Source organism: Streptomyces sp. NPDC057302 (assembly GCF_042667685.1).
Taxonomy (GTDB): Bacteria; Actinomycetota; Actinomycetes; order Streptomycetales; family Streptomycetaceae; genus Streptomyces.
In genome coordinates this window covers 1-20,864 of record NZ_JBHUZJ010000120.1, presented here as the reverse complement: position 1 = coordinate 20,864, position 20,864 = coordinate 1, and the positions used below count along the sequence as shown (strand labels likewise).

Below are 20,864 nucleotides of genomic sequence, written 5' to 3'. Positions count from 1 at the left end.
CCCCTGATGCAGGGGGCGGGCCCATCGGCGTACGCGGGGAGCGGCTCAGCCGAAGATCACGCAGGAAGCGGCAGGGGCCTCCACCGACCCCGCGCGCCGCGGGATGCCCGTCTCCGGGTCCAGGGCGAACCAGGTCACGTCGCCGGAGCGCTCGTTGGCCGCGTACAGGAACCGCCCCGACGGGTCGATGGCCAGGTCACGCGGCCAGTGACCGCCGCAGGGGACGGTGGCGGTGAGGCGCGGCCTGTCCCCCGCCCCGTCGAGCGCGAGCACCGAGATGACGTCCTGGCCGCGGGTGGCGGTCCACAGGAAGCGGCCGTCGGGGGCGATGACGACCTCCGAGGGGAAGGCCTCGCCGTCACCGTCCGTGGGGCCCGGCAGGACGGCCGCCTCGCCGAGCGGCTTGAGGGCCCCATCGGCGGCGTCCCAGGCGCAGATCGTGACGGTGGGGGCGAGCTCGTTCAGGACGTACGCGCGATCGCCGCGCGGGTGGAACACGAGGTGCCGCGGGCCCGATCCCGGCCGCAGCGCCACCTCGCGGTGGAGGGTCGGCTCGCCCGCCGCCGTGAGCTCGCAGACGCGTACGGAGTCGGTGCCGAGGTCGACGCTGACCAGCCAGCGGCCGCTCGGGTCGGGCAGGACCTGGTGGGCGTGCGGCCTCTGCTGGCGCTGCGGGTGGGGCCCGGAGCCGGTGTGCGCGAGGACGCCGGAGGGTGCGGCGGCGAGGCTGCCGTCGGAGCGCACGGGCAGGGCGGTGACGCTGCCGGAGCCGTAGTTGGCGGTCAGGACGTGCCCGGCGTGCAGCGCCAGATGGGTGGGCGCGGCCCCGCCGACCGCCACCGGCGTGCCGGCCTGCTCGGCCTTGTCGCCGCTCAGGCGGTAGGCGGCGACGGCTCCGTCGGTCGTCTCACTGACGGCGTAGAGCATGTCGCCCGCGGCCGAAAGGGCGAGGTAGGAGGGGTCGGCGACCGTGTCCGTGGCACCGAGAACGGTGAGCGCACCGCTGTCCGCGTCAACGGCCGCCGTAAGGATCCCGCTCCCGCCCGCCGCGGTGAAGGATCCGATGTACGCCCGCTGACCGCTCCCGTACCTGCCGCCCACTGCGTTCCCCTCTCGACTCGACCGAGCGCCGGGTCCCGAGGCCGCTCGTGCGCCAGACGCTAGCAGGCGGTCTAGACCAAGGCGCTGCGGACGGGGGCGTCATGGACCCCCGGCAGGGACCCGCCCTAGACCGAGGCGTCCAGCGCCTCCGCGTCGCCGCACTCGCCGCGCGTCCTGGCGAGGGCCTCGGGATGGTGGACGTAAGCGGGGTGGCGCTCCACCGTGTCGTACGTGCGGTGGAAGACCGGTGTCGTGCTGCCGGACAAGGGCGGCACTATCCAGGACCAGTCGGCGCCGACCGCTCGGCCCTTGCTCTCCTCGCGGCCCAGGTGGGTCAGGAAGCGCCGGGACTCGGTGTGGTGGTCGGACATGGTGACGCCGGCCAGGTCGAAGGAGTGCAGCACCGCCCGGTTGAGCTCGACGAGGGCGCGGTCCTTCCAAAGGGAACGGTCGCTCGCCGTGTCGAGCCCGAGCCGTTCGGCGACGCGCGGCAGCAGGTCGTAGCGGTCGCTGTCGGCGAGGTTGCGGGCGCCGATCTCGGTGCCCATGTACCAGCCGTTGAAGGGCGCCGCCGGGTAGCAGACACCCCCGATCTCCAGGCACATGCAGGCCAGCGCGGGCACGGCGTGCCACCGCAGGTCGAGGTCGGCCCACCAGGCGTGGTCGGGGTGCTGGATCGGGACTTCGAGCACGGCGTCGGACGGCAGCCGGAACCAGTGGGGCACCTCGTCGGCGCCCTGGATCACCAGGGGCAGTACGTCGAAGGGGCTGCCCCGGCCGCCCGGCCAGCCGAGGCCGCGCGCGAACGCGGTGAGGCCGACGTTGCGCGGGTCTCCGACGACGCCTCCGCCGGGGCGCGGGTACCCGGCGTACCGGATGAGCTGCTCGTTCCAGATGCGGGGCCCCGGACGGCCCGGCGCGTCGGGGGCGAAGACGGTGATGAGGGGCCTGATCCGGCGCCCGTCGCTGACGGCCTCCCGCAGATGGTCCGCCGACGCGGCGGCCACGTCCCCGGCGGCCGTCAGCTCCCTGCGGTCCACGACCCGCAGGGAGCGCCAGTAGAGGCGTCCGATGCAGCGCGCCGCGTTGCGCCAGGCGAGCCGGGCGCCGAAGACGAGCTCGTCGTGGGTGTGGCGGTACGTTCCCGTCGCCGCGATCTCCGTGCACACCTGGGCGATCCGTGGTGCGGGGTCGCCGCGGTGGGCCTCGCCGTGGTGGAGGCGGATGAACTCGGCGGCGGCGCGGCGCAGGGCGGGCCCCGCCAGCGGCACGTCCGCGGGGTGCGGCGCCGACGGCCGTGCGGCTTCCCCGTGGCCCGCGGCCCGCTCCGGGCAACCCGTGTCGGCGGCACGCTGATGGAGGTCGGCCGGGACGTCGGCCGTGATGTCGGCACTGCGCGTGCCGCGGTCCGCAGAAGCTCCGTATCCGGCCCTGCGCAGGAAATTCCGCATGGTGCGTCCCCTGGGGCGGCTCGGGGGCACGGACCGCTCCCGCGCGGCCCGCACGTCTGTTAGCCGCGGAGTTACCCCTCACACAGGGTGATCCACCCTGTGGGTGCCCGGTGAACGTGCCTCAGAAGCGGGCGAGTCGTCCACACCGTGGCCGTGCGCAACAGGTCGGCGTGGGGTTCCCGGGTCAGGGAGAGGCGGTCGGTCAGGGGGCGGGAGAGGCGGTCAAGGAGAAGTCGCCGCGGTCGTGGGCGGCGTGGCGTCCTTGATGGCGGGGAGTGCGAGCGCGCCGGCCAGTTCCGCCAGTTCCTCGTCCGTGGGGCGGACGGGCCCCTCGGCGCCGTCCTCGGCGAAGGCCCGGATGCGCGGGGTGCGGATCCCGGTCTTGTCCGCGATCGCCTGCGGCGTCAGATGGCGGCGGCGCATGGTCTGTTGGAGTAGCTGAGACAGGTCGTCCATTGACCTCTCCTGCCCGAGAAGCACACTCTCATGCCCCGCGCCCGGTGCCATGCCCCGAGCCGCGCCTCACCGCCCGGCGCGCACCGCACGGCGGGCGGCCTTCATCGGGGCAGGACGGCCCGGATGGTCTTGCCGTTCGGCCCGCAGGTCACGCTGACCGCCTTGGCCATGTGCTTGACCATGGGCCAGCCGAACCCGCCGGTACCACCGGCCAGGTCGGGGGCCCGCTCCCGCGGCGGACGCGGATCGGCGTCGCCGACCACCACGGCGATGCCGTCCGGCTGCGCGTGCAGCTGCAGGGAGCACGACGTCCCGTGTGCGTGCCGTACGGCGTTGGTGACCAGTTCGGAGACCGCGAGTTCGATGCTCGCGGCGTCCTGCGTGCCCACGGCAGGGTGCAGCCCCGCCATGAAGGCGCGGGCGAAGTCCCGCGCGTCGGCGACGGCTTCCGGTCGCTTGTCGAAGACCGTCTGCTCGAACGGTCCGGTGTCCAGTCGCATCCCGTGCGTCTTCATGAGCCCTCCTCGTACGGGGTGGCCGCTGTCCGGATTATGGGTGGCCGCTGTCCGAGATGCACACTTGCCCGGCAATGCGCCACCTGTAACACCACGACACATAACGGATCTTGTTGCACAGTGGGGCGCATGAAGCTCCAGCGACTGGGTACGTGCGCCTCACCGGCCGGGGGGACGACGGAGGGCCGGTGCGGACAGGGAAGGCAATCATGACAACGGCCACCGGGACATCCACGGACACCGGCATCGCGGAACTGCCGGAGATCGCCTCCCCTCAGGGGGTCGGGCCCAAGGACGCCCGCGACTTGTCGAAGCTGTTCTTCACCAAGCTCGCCGAGCTCGAAGAGGGCACCGCCGAGCACCAGTACGCCCGCAACACCCTCGTCGAGATGAACATGTCGCTGGTCCGGTACGCGGCCGGGCGATTCCGTCACCGCAGCAACGACATGGAGGACATCGTCCAGGTCGGCACGATCGGCCTGATCAAGGCCATCGACCGCTTCGAGCTCTCCCGCGAGGTCCAGTTCGCCACGTTCGCCGTGCCGTACATCGTCGGTGAGATCAAGCGGTTCTTCCGCGACACCTCCTGGGCCGTCCATGTTCCGCGCCGCCTCCAGGAGGCCCGCGTCGAACTCGCCAAGGCCACCGACGAGCTCAGCACCCGTCTGGGCCGCTCCCCCAAGGTCAGCGAGCTGGCCGAGCTGATGGACCTCACCGAGGACGAGGTCATCGAGGCCCGCACGGCCTCCAACGGCTACAACTCCACCTCCCTGGACGCCACCGTCCACGGCGACCGCGACGACAGCGAGGCGGCCCTGGCCGACTTCATCGGCGCGGAGGACCCCGCCATGGAGCTCGTGGAGGACTTCCACGCCCTGGCCCCGCTGCTCGCCCAACTCAGTGACCGCGACCGGCAGATCCTGCGTCTGCGGTTCGTCGACGAGCTCACCCAGTCGCAGATCGGCGAATGCCTCGGCGTCTCCCAGATGCACGTCTCGCGTCTCCTGACCCGGACCCTGGCCCGCCTGCGCGCCGGGATGCTCACCACCCGCTGAGAGCACCCCGGCAGGGGGACCAGGAAGGAAAGCCCGGGTCCGGCCGCTCTCTTGGCGCTAACATCACTGCGCCGCTGATGTCCGACCGAGAAGGCGATTTCCCCGCGATGGCCGACGACGCTTACCTCTTCCTCCTTCCCGACCAGCACCCCCGCCTCGGTACGGCGCTGGCCGCCGTCGGCGCCCTCCAGTGCACGGAGACCCCCGCGGTCCACGGCTGGCTACAGGCGCACGACGTGGCGGCCTCGTCCGAACTGGTCAGGATCCTGCCCGCAGAGGCGCAGGCGTTCATCCCCGAGGGTGCCGAGCGCCTGCTCGTGCCGTTGAGCGAGGAGGAGGCGCTGCGGGTCCAGCAGGAGTGCGCGCCCCAGTCCGTCACGGACGTGGAGGGCGAACTCCTTCAATACCGGGAGACGACCCAGGACTGGGAGGCCCTGGTCCACAGGGCGCTGGCCGCGGGAGTCCCCGCGCCGCGCATCGCCCGCCTCACCGGCCTCGACCCGCAGGCCATCGGCCACCTGACCGTGCGCACCACTGACGCCTGACCCGCGGGCCCGTGCCGTGTGGTCAGCCGACGGCGGTGGGCCGCTTGGAGAAGCGGTGCCACCAGTGCCGGCGGCGGGGATGCACCGCACGGCCCAGCCTGCGGCCGATCAGCAGGTAACCGAGCACGGCGCCGGACGTGTTGAGCAGGACGTCGTCGACGTCGAAGGCCCGGCCGGTGACGAGGAACCCCTGGGCGAGCTCCACCAGCAGCATCACCAGTGCCGTGACGGCGATGACGCGCAGGAGACCCCGGGCGCGGGGCACGAGCACCGGCAGCAGCATGCCGAACGGCAGGCCGAGGACGATGTTGCCGCCGAGCTGTTTGACGGTGTCGCGGAACGCGGGCTGTGCGAGATAGTCACGGATCGAGTCGCCGGGGCGCAGATTGCTGTGCGTCAGGGATTCGGAGGCGGCCGAGGGCTCCAGCGTCAGCCGGGCGAGGAGCACGGCGAAGGCCACCGTCCCCGCGAAGGCGAGGAGCATGGCCACGCCGCGCGCCCACCTGGAGAGCGGGGGCGCACCGGGAGCGCTGCGGCTCTCCGTCCCCTTCAGGGCCTTGCCCTTCACGGTCTTGCCCTGCGGAACTGTCCGTGCCATCACGAGCCTCCACTCAGGGGATTCCCTCTAGGGGGTGTTCTGTCTGCGCTTTCGATTGCCCGTTCGGCGCGACTGCATGCGGTGCGCGGGGCTCATGTGGGGTCCGTACGACCGAAAAGACCGGCGTGCCCCGGTGGAAGCTGCGTGAGGATGCGGCGCAGCAGTGCGTCGTCGGTGACTTCGGCGAGCGTGGCGAGCACCGCGGTGACGGCGCGGCGGGCCTGGCCCGCGTCGACGTCGACGTGTGCGCCCACCGCGTCGATGAAGGCCGCGGGCGTCAGGGGTTCGCCGGCCGGGGCTCCCTCGGTGAGCAGGGGGCCGTACTGCCGGGGCAGCAGTCGGGCGAGATCCGTGCGGTCGTCCCCCACCAGGTGCGCGCCCAGGACCTCCAGGACGCTCTGCACGGCGCCGGCGGCCGCTCGGCGCTCCCTGTAGCCTCCACGGTCCTGGACTCGGTCAAGCAGCACTTCCACGGGCTCGTTCATGACCGTTCCTCCCTTCGGGCGCGTCGGCGTGCTGAGCGCGGGAGGGCTGCAGGACGGTGTCGGCGACGTCGAGCAGCGAGAGTCCGTCACGGGCGCTCACCCCCTGGAGCCACGCCAACCCCTCGGCGACGGCGCTGTCCTGGCGGGCGGCTACGTAGTCGGCCGCCTGGTGGATGCGTTCCCAGCGCGCCGCGCGGGTGCTGGTGGTCCACACGGGGCGTCGGCAGCCGGTGCCCGCGTGCACGGGCCGCCAGCGCAGCAGTGCTTCGAGGGCGAGCCCGACGGCGCGCTGCGCGTGCGCGATGTGGGTGGAGGTCACGTCGGTGTGCTCGGTGTAGTAGAGACACAGCACGCCGACCGGGGTGTGGCGGGAGTGCAGGGGGAGCGCGAGGACTCGCCGGGTGTCGGGCAGTTCCTCCGACAGGGGCGGTCCGGTGCGGCACGGGTAGTCGCGCAGGTCCGGCACGAACACGGGCCGCATCCCGAGCGCCGCGCTGACCGAGGGGCCTTCCGCGCGGGTGAACTGCGCGGCCTCGGCCTGGAGGGCGGGTTCGTCGGTGGCGTGCAGCAGCTGCCAGTCCTCGAGCCGTGGCAGCCAGGACAGGGCGGCCCGCTGGGCGCCGAGGGACTCCGTGAAGGCGGTGCAGAGCCGGTTCGGCAGCGCGTGTCGTCCGACCGCTGCCGCGATCGACACGTCATGCACGATCGACGGTGATTCCTCCTGCATGGTCAGCATCCCTCTCAGTCGCGCGCCTCACGGTCCGCCGTGCGCCTCCGGGCGGAGGCGCACGGCTTGGCCCGGCGTCCGAAGGAGCGGAAGTTCGTCTACCACGTGAGGGGCCACTCATGTCTCATCGGCCGGAGTCGTCGATTGATGTGACCGGTCCGACTTCGGGCGACCGAGGGGATGATGCCTGCTCAGGCCCCGATCAGGGGCGTACGAGTCGGGCTGCGCAGCGGCACGGCCAGTTCGACCAGTGCCTTCTCCAGGCCGTGCAGATGGGCCAGCACGGGCTCGACGGCGGAGGGGTGCGGCAGGGGAAGGGCGTCGGCGGCAGGTCCGCCCGGAGCCTGCGGAGCGGTGAGCGCCTCCACGGCGGCCTCCACGCGCCAGCAGGCCGCGGCGAGCCTGTCGTCGTGCGAGGCCTCGGGGTCCGCGGCGATCGAGGCGAGCCCGCGCACCTCGTGGGCGCAGGCGTCGAGCAGCGCGAGCACCTGCCGGGCGCGTTCCTTGCGGGCCCGCAGCGGACTGAACGGGTGCACGAGCGGGGCGAGCGAGAACCGCACCCTGCCCAGGAGCTGCTCCAGCTCGGCGACGCGCGGCGCGGGGTCGGCGTGCTCGGAACCGGCGAGCCGGGCCGCGGCCTCCTCGGCGCAGGCGTGCACGCACCGCAGGGCGCGCTCGATCCAGGCGTGCGTCGTGGCGTGTGTGGTGACGGGCAGCACGAGGAGTACGGCGAGGACGGCGCCCAGCGCCCCCACGCCGGTCTCCGCGACGCGCAGCGCGAGCAGCCCCGGGTTGAGCACGCCGAGCAGCCCGTAGAGCACCCCGGCCATGACGGTGACCGCGAGCATCATCCAGGTGTAGGAGACGGCGGCCGTGTAGAAGATCCCGAAGATGCTGACGGCGACGATGAGCGCCGAGGGCACCGGCGCACCGTGCAGCGGGACGGCGAGGACGAAGCCGGCGCCGATGCCGATGACCGTGCCGAGCACCCGCCGGAAGCTGCGCACCAGCGTCTCGCCGCTCGACGCGGTGTTCACGAACACCCACCAGGTCGCGCCGACGGCCCAGTACCACCGCTCGTGGGAGAGCACCTGCCCCGCGGCGAGCGCGAAGGCGCCGCCGAGCGTCGCCTGGACCGCCTGCCGGGTGGTCGTCCTGGCGAGGCCCCTGCCCCCGGGCACCGCGGGCACGACGGCGGGCGGCAGGCGGCGCTCGTAGCACCACAGCCCGAACCGGACGGCGGACGAGGCGCACAGCGAGAGCAGGACGGCGGCGAACAGCTCGGGCAGCTGCCCCGGCACCGTGTGCAGGAACTGGGTCGCGAAGAACATCATGAACGCGAACACCCCGAGCGAGTGCCCGCGCGGCCCCCACCGCCGCGCGTACACGCCCGCGCCCAGCACGGCGAGGAAGGCGACGTCCCGCGCCACCGGTACGTCGTGCAGCACCGCCGCGAGAGCCAGCACGGGGAACCCGACCACGGACAGCAGAGCCGTGGTGAGGGCCTGCCCCTTCACGGTCGCGTCGCCCACGGTGAAGAGGGCGAGCAGCGCGGCCAGCCCACCGGTGATCGCCGCGACGAGCGAGTGCCCGGCCAGACCGCACACGGACACCGCCAGCGCGATGCCGATGACGGCCCGCACGGCGAACCGCAACCGCACCCGCCCCGGATCCGGCGCCACGAACACCCTCTTCAGCACGGCTTCCCCGCCCCTTTCGCGTCCAGCTCGACCTGTCCCCATGCAAAAGGCGCCACGGGAATCCGCGGCGCCATCGACAGCCACATCACACCATCCGAAGCCCTGCTGGCTCAACCCGTACCAGTTTCACTGTGCCATTGGCCCATTCTCACACCGTCACGCCGTGCCACACGGGGGCCAACGGACCATTCCTGCCGCCGGTGGCCCTGACAGAGGCCGCACACCGGCGGGCCGCGCGAACACCCCGTCGTACGCTGTCGGTTCTCTCGTCTTAGGAGTCGGCATGGCCGGAATCATCAGTCGCATCAAGCAGTTCGTCCGGAGCCCGCAGGGGCAGCGCGCGATCAGCCAGGCCCGCCGGGCTTCGGCCGACCCCAGGAACCGGGCCCAGGCCAAGCGGCTGTTCCGCAGCATCCGGGGGCGCCGCTGAGTCAGGCGCCCTCGCCCCGGCCGCCGGGTGAGATGAGGCCGCTCTCGTAGGCGAGCACGACGGCCTGGACGCGGTCGCGAAGGTCCAGTTTGGACAGGATGCGACCGATGTGCGTCTTGACCGTGGTGGGACTGAGGAACAGGCGGTCGGCGAGCTCGGCGTTGCTGAGGCCCGTCGCGAGCAGGCGCAGCACCTCGAGCTCGCGGGGCGTCAGGCCGGAGAGATCGCGGTGGAGGGTGGCGGGTTCGCTCTCCTCCTGGGTGGCGAAGCGTTCGATGAGGCGGCGGGTGATCGTCGGCGCGAGCAGGGCGTCCCCGGACTGCACCAGGCGTACGGCGGCCACCAGGTGTTCGGGGGTGACGTCCTTGAGCAGGAAGCCGCTGGCGCCCGCGGTGAGCGCCGCGTAGACGTAATGATCGAGGTCGTACGTGGTGAGGATGATGACCCGCGTCGCGTGCGGGCCTTCGCCGCCCAGGATGCGCCGAGTGGCTTCGATGCCGTCCATCAGCGGCATCCTGATGTCCATGAGTACGACGTCGGGCCGCGTGCGCCGGACGGCGGCGACCGCCTCTGCCCCGTCGGCCGCCTCGGCCGTCACCTCGATGCCGTCAGCGGCCAGGATCATCCCGAAACCGGTGCGTACGAGGGCTTGGTCGTCGGCGATGACGATACGCAGCGGGGGCCAACTCATGCCGTGCTCCAGGGTATTCGGGCCGCGATGCGGTAGCCGCCCGTGAGGGTCGGCCCGGCGGTGAGTTCGCCGCCGTAGACCGCGAGGCGCTCGCGCAGACCGATGAGACCGCGGCCGTTGCCGCCCGTCGCCGGGGTGTCCGGCGACGCTGTGCCCGGCGGGGCCTCCCGCGCGCCTCCGGTGTCGATGACCTCGATCTCCAGGTGGCCTTCGGTCCAGCCGATGGTGACGGCGGCTTCGGCGCCGGGCGCGTGTTTGATCGTGTTGGTCAGGGCTTCCTGGACGACGCGGTAGGCCGCTAGGTGCAGGCCGGGTGACAGCGGATCGGGTGGCAGGTCCACGGTGACGGCGACCGGTGTCCCCGCGGCACGCACGCGTTCGATCAGGGCGTCGAGCTGTCCGAGACCCGGCTGGGGTTCCAGACCGTCCGCCGGGCTGTCGGGTCTGCCGGTGTCCGGGGCAGCCAACAGGCCCATCACATGGCGCAGTTCGGCCATCGCGGCCCGGCCTCCGGCCTCGACCGCGAGGAGCGCCTCCTTCGAGCGTTCCGGTGCCGCGTCCATCACCTTGCGTGCCGCGCCCGCCTGGATGACCATCACGCTCACATTGTGGGTCACCACGTCGTGCAGTTCTGCGGCGATGCGGTTTCTCTCCTCGTCCACCGCGCGGCGCATGGCCTGCGACTGCGCCAGCTCCAGCTTCGCGTACCGGTCCTTGCTCGCCGTCAACTGCCGCTGCCAGAGCCGGACGAGGCCCGCCAGTACCCCCGCCACCAGGAGGACGACCGCCGGGCTCGACCAGCCGGGCAGGACGGGTTCCGTGTCCCGGAAGCCGATGCCCGCCAGGACCGCGGCGATGAGCAGCACCAGCATCGCCCGCATCCGGTAGCGGCTGTACATGACGGCGCTGTAGGCACCGATGACGCAGGTCAGCACGTTGATCCAGGAGGTCCTGTCCTCGCCGATGACCAGCGCCACGCCCAGGACCGCCGCGAACGCGGACAGCGGATACCGGCGCCGGACCGCGAGCGGCAGCGCCGAGAGGGCGACGAGCATCCAGGGCGCCGCGTACTGCTCCTCGTGGATCCGGACCCCGGGCCCCGGAGGCGGCGGCTCGGGCGCCGCAGGCGGCCCGGGAGGACCTGACGAGACGTCCTGCCCGATCGTGGCGGGCCCGCTGGTGGGGTAACGCGCCGCCACGATCAGGGCGATGACCATGAGCAGCACCGCGAGGGCCGCATCGATCCGCACCGCCCGGCGCGAGAGCGGGGCGGGCCGCTCCTCCGGCCGGAACGCGTCGCGCAGTTGCTGACGCCGTCCACGCCGCTCTCCCGTGTCCACCGGCACATTGTGCGACCCGCCCGCTCCGGTCCGCATCAGCCTGCGCGGCGAAGGTGCCGTCCCGCGGGAGTACGTCGCTGTGAGGACCCCGCGGCAGGGTCCTTCGCGCGGAGCACCGGATGTCGGCGCCGCGGCCGACGCGCCCCGAAGCCCTGCGCTCCTAAGTTCGCTGAGCCGGGCCGGCCACCGCACGAGCCACCGACCATGAGCCACCGACCGCGAGGACGGACACCTGCCATGACTCACGTGATCGAACTGAAGGACGTGGCCAAGCGCTACGACAGCGCGGGCGCGCCCGCGCTGGGACCGCTCGACCTGAGCGTCGCCCGGGGTGAGGCCCTCGCGGTGACAGGACCGTCCGGCAGCGGCAAGTCCACGCTCCTCAATCTCGTCGCGGGCCTGGACAAGCCGACGGACGGCACGGTCACGGTGGCGGGGCGGCGCATCGACCGGCTGAGCGAGCACGCGCTCGCCCGCTTCCGCCGCGAACAGGTCGGCATGGTCTTCCAGTTCTTCAACCTGCTCGACGACCTCACCGTCGCCGACAACATCCAGCTGCCCGCCCAACTGACCGGTACGGCACGGAAGAAGGCGGCGTCCCGCGCCGTCGAGCTGATGGAGATCCTCGGCATCCAGAAGCACGCCCGCGCCTATCCGGGCCGCCTCTCCGGCGGTGAACGCCAGCGCGTCGCGGTCGCACGGGCGCTGGTCAACCGCCCCGCGCTGCTCCTCGCCGACGAGCCGACCGGCGCCCTGGACACCGCGTCGGGCCACGACGTGCGGGAGCTGCTCGTGGAACTGCACCGCGGCGGGCAGACGATCGTCCTCGTCACGCACGACCTGGCGCTCGCGGAGGCCTGCGCGAGCCGCACGATCCACCTGGTCGACGGCCACGTCGCCCTCGACACCCCTGCGCAGGCGCTGCGATGAGCCGCGTCGGCGGCGGAGCGCTGGGCCGCGTCGTGCGCTCCGGGGTGGGCCGGCGCCGGGTGCAGACCCTGGTGATCGCCGTGGCCACGATGATGGCCGTGGCCTCGGCCGTCGTCGCCGGGTCCCTCATGGTCGCCGCGAACGCCCCCTTCGACCACGCCTTCGCGCAGCAGCACGGCGCGCACCTCACCGCCCAGTTCGATCCGGCCGGGGCGAGCGCGGCGCGGATCGAGGCCACCGGACGGCTGGACGGCGTCACCGCGACCGCGGGGCCCTACCCGCTCACGACGATCCGCCCGGTGGCACCGGACGGCGGCCGGGTGCCGACCCTGACGCTGGCCGGGCGCTCCACCGCGCACGGCGCCGTGGACGACCTGGACCTGAAGTCCGGCCGGTGGGCGGCGAAACCGGGGGAGATCGTGCTCGACGAGTCCTTCGCCGGACCCGCCTTCGAGCTCGGCTCCACCCTGAGGGCGTCGGACGCCGCGGGCGCCAAGGCCCTCAAGATCGTCGGCCTCGCCGTGTCGGTCAGTAGGACCGCCGGCGCCTGGGCGACGCCCGCGCAGGTCAGGGCGCTGGCGTCGAAGGACGGTCCGGTCACGGCCCAGATGCTCTACCGCTTCGACTCCGCGGCGACGAAGGCGCAGCTCGCCGACGCCCGCAAGAAGCTCGCCGACGCGGTGCCCTCAGGGGCGCTGCTCGGCACCCAGTCCTATCTGGACACCAAGCGCGCCGCCGATCAGGGCGCGGCGCCGACGATCCCGTTCCTGATCGCGTTCGGTGTGCTCGGCATCGCGATGTCCGTGATCATCGTCGGCAGTGTGATCAGTGGTGCGGTCGGCACGAGCCTGCGCAGGATCGGCATCCTCAAGGCGATCGGTTTCACACCGGGCGAGGTCGTGCGCGCCTATGTGGCCCAGGCGCTGATCCCGGCGGGCGTCGGCATCGCGCTGGGGGTCGTGCTCGGAAACCTGCTGGCCGTCCCGCTCCTGGAGGACACCGAGGAGGTGTACGGCACGGCCTCGCTCTCGGTGGCCTGGTGGGTGGACATCGTGGTGCCCGGTGCCGCGCTGCTCGTCGTCGGCGTCGCGGCGCTGGTCCCCGCGCTGCGGGCCGGGCGGCTGCGGACGGTCGAGGCCATCGCGGTGGGCCGGGCGCCGCGCACGGGGCGCGGTCAGTGGGCACACCGGGCCGCGGGGCGCCTTCCGCTGCCGCGTGCGGTGACCTACGGTCTCGCCAGCCCCTTCGCGCACCCCGTCCGTACGGTCGCGATGCTGCTCGCGGTGGCCTTCGGCACGGTCGCGGCGACCTTCGCGGTGGGTCTCACGGCGTCGCTCGGCGCGGTCGGCGACGCCTCGGATCCCGAGGAGCGCGCCGCCGTCACCGTGTTCAGCAGCGGGCCGCCCGAAGGCCCCGGGGAGCCCCGTCCCGGAGAAGGCCCCGGAGAGCCCCGCTCCAAGGGGGGCCGGGCTGCTCCCCCGGCCGCCGACCCGGCGAAGGTGCGGGCCGCTGTCGAGGCGCAGGCGGGCACCGCCTCGTACTACGGCCTGACGCAGACCGAGGTCACCGTGGGCGGGATCTCGGGGCCGGTCCAGGCCAGCCTCTACGAGGGCGACACCGGGTCTGGGAGCTACGAGATGATCGCCGGGCACTGGATCACCGGCGCCGGGCAGCTGGTGGTGTCCTCGCGCTTCCTGGAGAGCACCGGCACCGAGATCGGCGACACCGTGCGGGTGACCCTCGAAGGGCAGGCGCGGACCCTGCGGATCGTCGGCGAGGCCTTCGACACCTCGGACGACGGCCTGCACCTGCACGCGGACATCGGCGCCTTCCCGAAGGCCGAGCCCCAGACGTTCCTCGTCGAGGTCGAGAGCGGCGTCTCCCCCGCCGCGTACGCCGAGAAGCTCGCCGCGCGGCTCAGGCCGCTGGGCGGCGACGCCATGGCCAACACGCCGTCCGAGCAGGAGGGCACGGTTCTCGTCCTGAAGGCGATGGCGGTGCTGCTCACCCTGATGCTGGTCTGCGTGGCGGGCCTCGGCGTGCTCAACTCCGTCGTCCTCGACACCCGGGAGCGCGTCCACGACCTCGGCGTCTGCAAGGCGCTGGGCATGTCACCGCGGCAGACCGTCGGGCTCGTCCTCGCGTCGGTGGCGGGGATCGGTGTGGTCGGCGGGCTCGTGGGGGTGCCCGCCGGGTTCGCCCTGCACGGCCTCGTGCTGCCGGTGATGGGGCGCGCCGCGGGCACGGGTCTGCCGCCGTCGGTCCTCGACGTGTACGAGACGTCGCAGCTGGTCCTGCTGGGGCTCGCCGGGGTGTTCATCGCGCTTCTCGGGGCGCTGCTGCCCGCGGGCTGGGCGGCCAGGGCCCGCACGGCCACGGCGCTGCGCACGGAGTAGCGGGCGGGCGGCGGGGCGGGCTAGGGCGCCCTCGGCGGCCACTGGGGGCGCTCGTCCTCCGGGAGGGTCAGCAGGGCGTGGCCGACGGTGCGGTGGGCGGGGAGCAGTTCCGTGCTGCCGGTCAGCGCCAGCATCTCCGACAGGCGGCGCCCCGCTCCCGCGAGCAGCAGCCTGCCCTCGCGGCGGGCGAGCAGGTAGCGGACGGCGAGCAGGCAGTTCAGGCCGCGCGAGTCGCAGAACATCAGCGCCGTCACGTCCAGGACCAGATGCCGGTGCCCGGCCTCGACGGAGGCGCCGAGGGTACGCAGGAAGAACTCCTCGCAGGACTGGTCGAGCTCGCCGCTGACCCGAAGCACCGCGGAGTCGGAGCAACTCGCGAGCTCGGTGATGGTCAGGCGATGGGTCTCAGTGGACATCGCACCCCCAAGAGCCATCGTACCGAGATCAGCCCAGTGGCCTCTCCCGAAACAGCCCGGCGCCGCTCGCGACCGCCCGCGGGCCGCCGCTACCTCTTGTCGAGGAGCTTGACCCGCAGCCGTCCGAGCACCCGGCTGAGGATGCGCGAGACGTGCATCTGGGAGATGCCGAGCTCCGCGCCGATCTCGCTCTGCGTCATGTCGGCGGCGAATCGCATCGCGAGTATCTTGCGGTCGCGTTCCGGCAGCGCGGCGATGAGCGGCTTGAGGCTGTGCAGGTCCTCGACCTTGTCCAGCTCCGGGTCGCGGTAGCCCACGTGGTCGGCCAGCGTGTCGTCGGAGTCGACGCCGTCGGCCGGAAAGTCGAGGGAAGAGGTGGTGTAGCCGTTGGCAGCGGTGAGGCCCTCGCTGATCTCGGCCTCGTCCAGGTCCAGGTGCGCGGCGAGCTCGGCCGTGGTCGGGGCGTGTCCGTTGGTCTGCTCGAGATCGGTGGTGGCCTTCACCAGGTCGAGGCGGAGCTCCTGCAGCCGCCGGGGAACGCGCACGGCCCAGGTGGTGTCGCGGAAGAAGCGTTTGATCTCGCCCATGATGGTCGGCAGCGCGAAGGTCGGGAACTCCACGCCCCGCTCCAGCTCGAAGCGGTTGATCGCCTTGATCAGACCGATCGTGCCCACCTGTACGACGTCTTCGTACGACTCGTCGCGCGGGCGCATCCGATGCGCCGCGTACCGCACGAGGTTGAGGTTCAGCTCCACCAGCGAGTTGCGTACGTAGGAGTGCTCGGGGGTGCCTTCCTCCAGCGCGTCGAGGCGGGTGAAGAGCGTCTTGGAGAGGGCGCGGAGATCGGCGGTGCGCTGCCCGCCTGCGGCGGCCAGGGGCGGATCGGTGAACGTCGGCTCGGCTGCGGCGATGTCGGGGCCGTCCGTATGCCGCTCGGCGAGCGGCACCCTGGGTGCTTGGCTGCTGGGCGTCGAGGCCACCATCGTCACTCCCGGAACACAAGGCGCTCTCGGGGTGAGAGCGCGCCGTGCACGGGCTCTTACCCACCATCTCCCGTTACATTCCCGTGACTTGACTCTCCGTATGACTGTCTGCTTTCGGGGAACTCGAGTCCACCGCGGGACGACACGGGAGGTGGACGGCTGTGATCTGGTGGATGTGGCTGGCCGTGGTACTGGTCGCACTGCTCCTGCTGGGCGGTGCGGTCCTGGCGACCCAGGCCCGGCGCCGGGGCGGTGGCGCGATCGTGGTGCGTCGGGGTCGCCGTGCGGGACGCGGGAGGACACAGTGACGATGCCGCCGATGCCGCCGACGCCGATGACACCGACGACGCTGATGCTCGCCGCCGGGCTGACCAAGCGGCCCGTGGTCACGCTCGGCGGGGAGGCGGTGGCCCAGGTCAAGGACACCGTCTTCGACGCGGCGGGCGGACGGATCACCGGGTTCACGCTGGCGGGCCGCGGGCTGCTCTCCGGTCCGCTCAAGCAGAGCCTGCCCTGGTCCGGGGTCCACGCGCTGGGACCCGACGCGGTGATGATCACTGCCGTCGAGGTCCTGCAGGCCCGGGACGCGGTGGTGGACCGGGGCGAGGCCGACACCGGACAGGTGCGCGGCGCCCGGGTGTTGAGCGATGCGGGCCTCGAGCTGGGCACGGTCATCGACGCGGTGGTCGAAGGCGGCGCCAGTGGCCTGGTGGCCGGCTTCGAGATCACCACCACCGAGGCGATGGGCCGCCACGAACGCCGGGCCTTCGTGCCGACGCACGGACAACTGGCCATGACCGGGGACACGTTGGTGCTCCCGGCCCGGCTCGCCGAGCAGGCGGTGGACGACCTCGGCGCGCTGACCTCCGCCTGGGAGCGGATCCGCGCGGCGGACGGGACGGGGCTTGGGACGGGATCCGGAACGGGGTTCGGGACGGGATCCGGGACGGGGTTCCTGAAGGGGGACGACCGATGATGCTGCTCAGTCAGGTACTCGGGCACCCGGTGATCAGCGCCGAGGACGCGCGCCCCGCCGGGGAGGTGGCCGGACTCGGCATCGACCCGCGGACCCGCCGGATCACGGAGCTGTATCTGCGGGACGCCAAGGGCGGCGACAGCGTGCCGTGGAGCGAGGTGCGCGGGGTGGGCCCGGACGCGGTGATCATCGACGCCGGCGCCACCACCGAGGCCGCCGGGAGCAGTTCGCACTCCAAAGCGCACAAGCGGCTCATCGGCAAGCGGGTCCTCACCGAGTACGGCGAGGACATCGGCACCCTCACCGAAGTCACCTTCGACCCGGACACCGGCGCCGTCGGCGATCTCTACGTCGGGCGCGAGCAGGTTCCCGGCAGCCGCCTGGTCGGCCTGGGCCCCTACGCGCTGGTCCTCGGCGCAGGGCCCGCGCCCACGCCCTGATCCGGGAATCTCCCCGTCGGCCGGTCACCCCATTGGGGGAGTGTGTGCCCCGGGGCACCGGGCACCCGAAGCGCCATGCGACTCACAAGCCTCATCGAACACACCATGGAGCGATGGACGACGACCCTGTGGACCCTGCTGCTCCCGACCCGGCACCAGCGCGGCGAAGTGGTCGCCACCCTTCGACGGCAGTGCGACGACAGCGCGTTGATTCTCGGACACGAGCGCGTGCTCGTCCCCAACGCGTTCGTCATCGAACTGCCGCCGGAGAGCCACCGGCGCCTCACGACCACCGGCCCGGAGCTGAGCCGCCACCTCGCCGCGCAGGTGCACCGGCACGCCGCCGAGCAGGGCTACACGTTCGCGGGCCCCGTCGCGGTCAGCCTGCGCCCGGCCGGTGCGGAGGCCGTCGGCAGGTTCCGGATTCACGGCCGTATCGCGCCACACACCATGGGGCGATCCGCCGGCCGACCCGCTGCGGCAGAAACGCTGTGTTTCGAGTGAACCAATATGTGTGTCGGCCGTGAGAGAAATCAGCGTGAGGCGCTCTAAGAGTTTCTCGCGCACCGGCTGGAACGGCATTTTTTACCACACAGGGCCGACCGCACCGTGCTACTGTCGATCTCAGTTGCAGTTGTGGTTCCCAAAAAACTTCAAGTGCCCTCACCCGCTCTTCTGTGCAGGTGGGAGCACTTTTGTATTTCCGGTCATTTCCGGCGGGGCAATCATCGCGGCGACACGGAGTCCGCACAGTGCGGCTCCGGGCACTGCCCCGAAGGAGATTTAAAATGGCTATTGGCACCGTGAAGTGGTTCAACTCGGAAAAGGGCTTCGGCTTCATCGAGCAGGACGGCGGCGGCCCCGACGTCTTCGCCCACTACTCGAACATTGCCGCCCAGGGCTTCCGTGAGCTCCAGGAAGGCCAGAAGGTGAACTTCGACATCGCCCAGGGCCAGAAGGGCCCGACGGCCGAGAACATCGTTCCCGCCTGACGCTCACGCGTACTTCGTAGCTGGGGCCCGCACCTTGGGGTGCGGGCCCCAGCTCGTGCATTTCCCGCAGCATCCAGGGCCACGAATTCTCGGATTCTCAGCGCGAACACTGTGTCATCGACCTTCAGTTCGCCGTGCCCCTGTCCGGAACGTCAATCGTTCCCGCGCATCCGCCCGCAGAACACTGCAGTAGGCCGGATTCGCTTTACGCATTTCCCCCGGCCCGTGTTCTCGTGATTCTCCGCGCTGCGTCATCGCTGCGGAATTTCCTTGGTACGTGCCGCATCAAGGAAGGTTCCGCATGAACCGCACACGCACGAACGACCGCTCCTCCCGCGCCCGCTCCGGCGGCTACGGCTCCGGGTCGGGCTACGGCTCCGGTTCGGGCTCTGCCTCGGGTTCGGGCCGCAGCGGCGGTGGCCGCTTCGGCGCTCCGTCCGGCGGCCGCTCCGGCGCTCCGAGCCGCTCTGGCGGCTACGGCCGCCGACCGTCCGCGCCCCAGGGCGAGTTCGCCCTGCCGGTCACGGTCACCCCCGCGCTCCCGGCCGTCGAGGCGTTCGCCGATCTCGAGATGCCCGCACCGCTGCTCGCCGCGCTCGTCCGCGAAGGCATGAGCGTGCCGTTCCCGATCCAGGGAGCGACGCTGCCCAACTCCCTCGCGGGCCGTGACGTACTGGGCCGCGGTCGCACCGGCTCCGGCAAGACCCTCGCCTTCGGTCTGGCGCTGCTCGCCCGTACGGAAGGCCAGCGCGCCGAGCCGCGTCAGCCGCTCGCCCTGGTCCTCGTCCCCACCCGTGAGCTGGCCCAGCAGGTGACCGACGCGCTCACGCCGTACGCCCGCGCCCTGAAGCTGAAGCTCACCACCGTCGTCGGCGGCATGTCGATCGGCAAGCAGGCCGGTGCGCTGCGCTCCGGAGCCGAGGTCGTCGTCGCCACGCCGGGCCGGCTCAAGGACCTCATCGACCGCGGCGACTGCCGGCTGAACCAGGTCGGCATCACCGTCCTGGACGAGGCCGACCAGATGGCCGACATGGGCTTCATGCCCCAGGTCACCGCGCTGCTCGACCAGGTGCGCCCCGAGGGCCAGCGGATGCTGTTCTCCGCCACCCTCGACCGCAACGTCGACCTGCTGGTCCGTCGCTACCTCTCCGACCCGGTGGTCCACTCCGTCGACCCGTCCAAGGGCGCCGTCACCACGATGGAACACCACGTGCTGCACGTGCACGGCGCGGACAAGCACCAGACGACCACCGAGATCGCGGCGCGCGAGGGCCGGGTGATCATGTTCCTGGACACCAAGCACGCCGTCGACAAGCTGACCGAGCACCTCCTGAACAGTGGCGTGCGCGCCGCGGCGCTGCACGGCGGCAAGTCCCAGCCGCAGCGCACGCGGACCCTGTCCCACTTCAAGACCGGCCATGTGACGGTGCTCGTGGCGACCAACGTCGCGGCACGCGGGATCCACGTCGACAACCTCGACCTGGTCGTGAACGTCGACCCGCCCACCGACCACAAGGACTACCTCCACCGCGGCGGCCGCACCGCCCGCGCGGGTGAGTCCGGCAGCGTCGTCACCCTGGTGACGCCGGGTCAGCGCCGCGACATGAGCCGCCTGATGGCCGCCGCGGGCATCACCCCGCAGACCGCCCAGGTGCGCTCCGGCGACGAGGAGTTGAGCCGTATCACCGGCGCCCAGACCCCTTCGGGCGTCCCGGTCACCATCACCATGCCGGCGGCCGAGCGTCCGCGGCGCGGCAGCGCGGCCTCCTCCCGGGGCCGCCGCAGCCGCAGCGCCCAGGACCGGCGCACCGACCGGGCTCCGCGCCGCGCCGCCCAGGGTCCTTCCGCCTCCAGCTCGGCGGCCTAGGCTTCGCGATCACCAGGCTCACCCATCCCTGTAGGAGACACCTTTGACACCGGTTCAGACGCAGCCCCGCCCGGCGGACACCGCCGACGTCCCGCTGACCGACGGCGCCGTGCGCGCCGGCGGCACGGACGCGAGCGGACCTCAGGTCCGCGACGACATGACCGTCGAACTGGCTCTGTCGGTCATGTCCGGCTCGGGCGCCGGCCATCTGTTCCTGTGCGACGAGGACGACCAGTGCACGGGTCTGATCACCCGGGCCCAGCTCATCGCCGTCCTCGAAGGTCCCGCCTACACGGACCAGGTCCGCCTACGGGACGTTCTCGCCCTCACGCGTTGATCGCCCCACCTCTCTCAACCGGCCCCTCTCCTCACCTGTGAGGCATCATGCGCTGCGTCATCGCCCGTTTCCCGTTCGACCTCACCAAGAGTGGGGTGCTGGACGCGATGAAGGGCATCAAGCCCGAGCCCATCACGGGCGACTCCGTCATCGTCGGCCGCCGCCACTACCCCATCAAGCAGGTGGGGGCGGTCATCACCCGCCAGGACCGTCGTGACTTCAGCGCCGGGGAAGTCACCCGCGCCATGACGCAACTGGGCTTCACCTGCCGCACCCCCTCCGAGGACGCCGCCCCGAGCGACCTCACCCCGCTCCAGACGGCGTCGGCGCTGCTCGGCGCCTCCACTCCCGTCTAGCGGGACACGCGGGGCGCGCGGGAAACACGGGACGCGACACCCGGACCACGAAGAGGGCCCTGCCGGCACATGCCGGC

At 72.2% G+C, this 20,864-nt stretch carries 24 protein-coding genes; 12 read left to right on the top strand and 12 right to left on the bottom strand.

The features are described 5' to 3' along the window. Positions 1 to 45: 45 nt before the first annotated feature. The 4 genes from ACFUPX_RS41710 to ACFUPX_RS41695 all read right to left on the bottom strand — a co-directional run bounded on the left by ACFUPX_RS41710 (position 46) and on the right by ACFUPX_RS41695 (position 3,523). On the bottom strand, positions 46 to 1,101 hold the full coding sequence (locus ACFUPX_RS41710) for a lactonase family protein (RefSeq protein WP_383334527.1): 1,056 nt from the start codon (positions 1,099 to 1,101) through the stop codon (positions 46 to 48). Between the two features lie 125 nt (positions 1,102 to 1,226). Beyond that, complete coding sequence (locus ACFUPX_RS41705; RefSeq protein ID WP_383334525.1) at positions 1,227 to 2,552, bottom strand: nitric oxide synthase oxygenase; 1,326 nt, start codon at positions 2,550 to 2,552, stop codon at positions 1,227 to 1,229. 222 nt (positions 2,553 to 2,774) lie between these two features. Next, positions 2,775 to 3,008, bottom strand: a complete 234-nt coding sequence (locus ACFUPX_RS41700) for an XRE family transcriptional regulator (protein WP_383334523.1) — start codon at positions 3,006 to 3,008, stop codon at positions 2,775 to 2,777. A 101-nt stretch (positions 3,009 to 3,109) separates the two neighbouring features. Next, on the bottom strand, positions 3,110 to 3,523 hold the full coding sequence (locus ACFUPX_RS41695; protein WP_383334521.1) for an ATP-binding protein: 414 nt from the start codon (positions 3,521 to 3,523) through the stop codon (positions 3,110 to 3,112). Positions 3,524 to 3,732: 209 nt separating this feature from the next. Here ACFUPX_RS41695 and ACFUPX_RS41690 point away from each other — a divergent pair, with 209 nt between their 5' ends. Continuing rightward, complete coding sequence (locus ACFUPX_RS41690; RefSeq protein ID WP_383334520.1) at positions 3,733 to 4,578, top strand: RNA polymerase sigma factor SigF; 846 nt, start codon at positions 3,733 to 3,735, stop codon at positions 4,576 to 4,578. Between the two features lie 77 nt (positions 4,579 to 4,655). Beyond that, entirely contained in the window at positions 4,656 to 5,123 is a 468-nt protein-coding gene (locus ACFUPX_RS41685) for a DUF6003 family protein (RefSeq protein WP_383334518.1), read from the top strand. 22 nt (positions 5,124 to 5,145) lie between these two features. Here the strand turns inward: ACFUPX_RS41685 and ACFUPX_RS41680 are convergent, their stop codons facing one another. The 4 genes from ACFUPX_RS41680 to ACFUPX_RS41665 form a co-directional block, all read right to left on the bottom strand. Beyond that, on the bottom strand, positions 5,146 to 5,721 hold the full coding sequence (locus ACFUPX_RS41680; RefSeq protein ID WP_383334516.1) for a VanZ family protein: 576 nt from the start codon (positions 5,719 to 5,721) through the stop codon (positions 5,146 to 5,148). A 92-nt stretch (positions 5,722 to 5,813) separates the two neighbouring features. Next, entirely contained in the window at positions 5,814 to 6,206 is a 393-nt protein-coding gene (locus tag ACFUPX_RS41675; RefSeq protein ID WP_383334514.1) for a DUF2267 domain-containing protein, read from the bottom strand. After that, positions 6,178 to 6,933, bottom strand: a complete 756-nt coding sequence (locus tag ACFUPX_RS41670) for a GAF domain-containing protein (protein ID WP_383334512.1) — start codon at positions 6,931 to 6,933, stop codon at positions 6,178 to 6,180. The genes ACFUPX_RS41675 and ACFUPX_RS41670 overlap by 29 nt, the downstream gene beginning before the upstream one ends. Positions 6,934 to 7,124: 191 nt before the next feature. Beyond that, the gene (locus ACFUPX_RS41665) at positions 7,125 to 8,633 is read right to left on the bottom strand and encodes an FUSC family protein (RefSeq protein WP_383334510.1); all 1,509 of its coding nucleotides are present in this window, start codon (positions 8,631 to 8,633) and stop codon (positions 7,125 to 7,127) included. A 283-nt stretch (positions 8,634 to 8,916) separates the two neighbouring features. Here ACFUPX_RS41665 and ACFUPX_RS41660 point away from each other — a divergent pair, with 283 nt between their 5' ends. Continuing rightward, the gene (locus tag ACFUPX_RS41660; RefSeq protein ID WP_383334508.1) at positions 8,917 to 9,063 is read left to right on the top strand and encodes a hypothetical protein; all 147 of its coding nucleotides are present in this window, start codon (positions 8,917 to 8,919) and stop codon (positions 9,061 to 9,063) included. Position 9,064: 1 nt separating this feature from the next. On the opposite strand, the gene ACFUPX_RS41655 is transcribed toward ACFUPX_RS41660, so the two are convergent. Next, positions 9,065 to 9,754, bottom strand: a complete 690-nt coding sequence (locus ACFUPX_RS41655; RefSeq protein WP_383334506.1) for a response regulator — start codon at positions 9,752 to 9,754, stop codon at positions 9,065 to 9,067. Continuing rightward, positions 9,751 to 11,094 carry a sensor histidine kinase gene (locus ACFUPX_RS41650; RefSeq protein WP_383334504.1) on the bottom strand — a complete coding sequence of 448 codons (1,344 nt, stop codon included), beginning with the start codon at positions 11,092 to 11,094 and terminating at the stop codon, positions 9,751 to 9,753. The genes ACFUPX_RS41655 and ACFUPX_RS41650 overlap by 4 nt, the downstream gene beginning before the upstream one ends. 237 nt (positions 11,095 to 11,331) lie before the next feature. Here ACFUPX_RS41650 and ACFUPX_RS41645 point away from each other — a divergent pair, with 237 nt between their 5' ends. Then, the gene (locus ACFUPX_RS41645) at positions 11,332 to 12,024 is read left to right on the top strand and encodes an ABC transporter ATP-binding protein (RefSeq protein ID WP_383334502.1); all 693 of its coding nucleotides are present in this window, start codon (positions 11,332 to 11,334) and stop codon (positions 12,022 to 12,024) included. Further along, a complete protein-coding gene (locus tag ACFUPX_RS41640) occupies positions 12,021 to 14,420 on the top strand; it encodes an ABC transporter permease (protein ID WP_383334500.1) in 2,400 nt (799 codons plus the stop codon). Before ACFUPX_RS41645 ends, ACFUPX_RS41640 begins: the two co-directional genes overlap by 4 nt. A 20-nt stretch (positions 14,421 to 14,440) precedes the next feature. On the opposite strand, the gene ACFUPX_RS41635 is transcribed toward ACFUPX_RS41640, so the two are convergent. Together ACFUPX_RS41635 and ACFUPX_RS41630 are read right to left on the bottom strand one after the other, a co-directional pair. Then, a complete protein-coding gene (locus tag ACFUPX_RS41635) occupies positions 14,441 to 14,836 on the bottom strand; it encodes an STAS domain-containing protein (protein ID WP_383334498.1) in 396 nt (131 codons plus the stop codon). Positions 14,837 to 14,925: 89 nt separating this feature from the next. After that, complete coding sequence (locus tag ACFUPX_RS41630; RefSeq protein ID WP_383334496.1) at positions 14,926 to 15,819, bottom strand: RNA polymerase sigma factor SigF; 894 nt, start codon at positions 15,817 to 15,819, stop codon at positions 14,926 to 14,928. Between the two features lie 319 nt (positions 15,820 to 16,138). Here ACFUPX_RS41630 and ACFUPX_RS41625 point away from each other — a divergent pair, with 319 nt between their 5' ends. The 7 genes from ACFUPX_RS41625 to ACFUPX_RS41595 all read left to right on the top strand — a co-directional run bounded on the left by ACFUPX_RS41625 (position 16,139) and on the right by ACFUPX_RS41595 (position 20,787). Next, entirely contained in the window at positions 16,139 to 16,795 is a 657-nt protein-coding gene (locus ACFUPX_RS41625) for a PRC-barrel domain-containing protein (RefSeq protein ID WP_383334494.1), read from the top strand. Next, complete coding sequence (locus ACFUPX_RS41620) at positions 16,792 to 17,235, top strand: PRC-barrel domain-containing protein (protein WP_383334492.1); 444 nt, start codon at positions 16,792 to 16,794, stop codon at positions 17,233 to 17,235. Before ACFUPX_RS41625 ends, ACFUPX_RS41620 begins: the two co-directional genes overlap by 4 nt. Positions 17,236 to 17,310: 75 nt before the next feature. Next, complete coding sequence (locus ACFUPX_RS41615) at positions 17,311 to 17,739, top strand: DUF3662 domain-containing protein (protein WP_383334490.1); 429 nt, start codon at positions 17,311 to 17,313, stop codon at positions 17,737 to 17,739. A gap of 284 nt (positions 17,740 to 18,023) precedes the next feature. Beyond that, positions 18,024 to 18,227, top strand: coding sequence for a cold-shock protein (locus ACFUPX_RS41610; protein WP_361840963.1), 204 nt, complete (start codon positions 18,024 to 18,026; stop codon positions 18,225 to 18,227). Between the two features lie 301 nt (positions 18,228 to 18,528). Then, positions 18,529 to 20,094, top strand: coding sequence for a DEAD/DEAH box helicase (locus ACFUPX_RS41605; protein WP_383334488.1), 1,566 nt, complete (start codon positions 18,529 to 18,531; stop codon positions 20,092 to 20,094). Between the two features lie 43 nt (positions 20,095 to 20,137). Next, positions 20,138 to 20,431 (top strand): CBS domain-containing protein, encoded by a 294-nt coding sequence (locus ACFUPX_RS41600; protein WP_383334486.1) that lies wholly within the window; start codon positions 20,138 to 20,140, stop codon positions 20,429 to 20,431. Positions 20,432 to 20,478: 47 nt separating this feature from the next. Further along, positions 20,479 to 20,787 (top strand): SCO5918 family protein, encoded by a 309-nt coding sequence (locus ACFUPX_RS41595; RefSeq protein WP_383334484.1) that lies wholly within the window; start codon positions 20,479 to 20,481, stop codon positions 20,785 to 20,787. Positions 20,788 to 20,864: the final 77 nt, after the last annotated feature.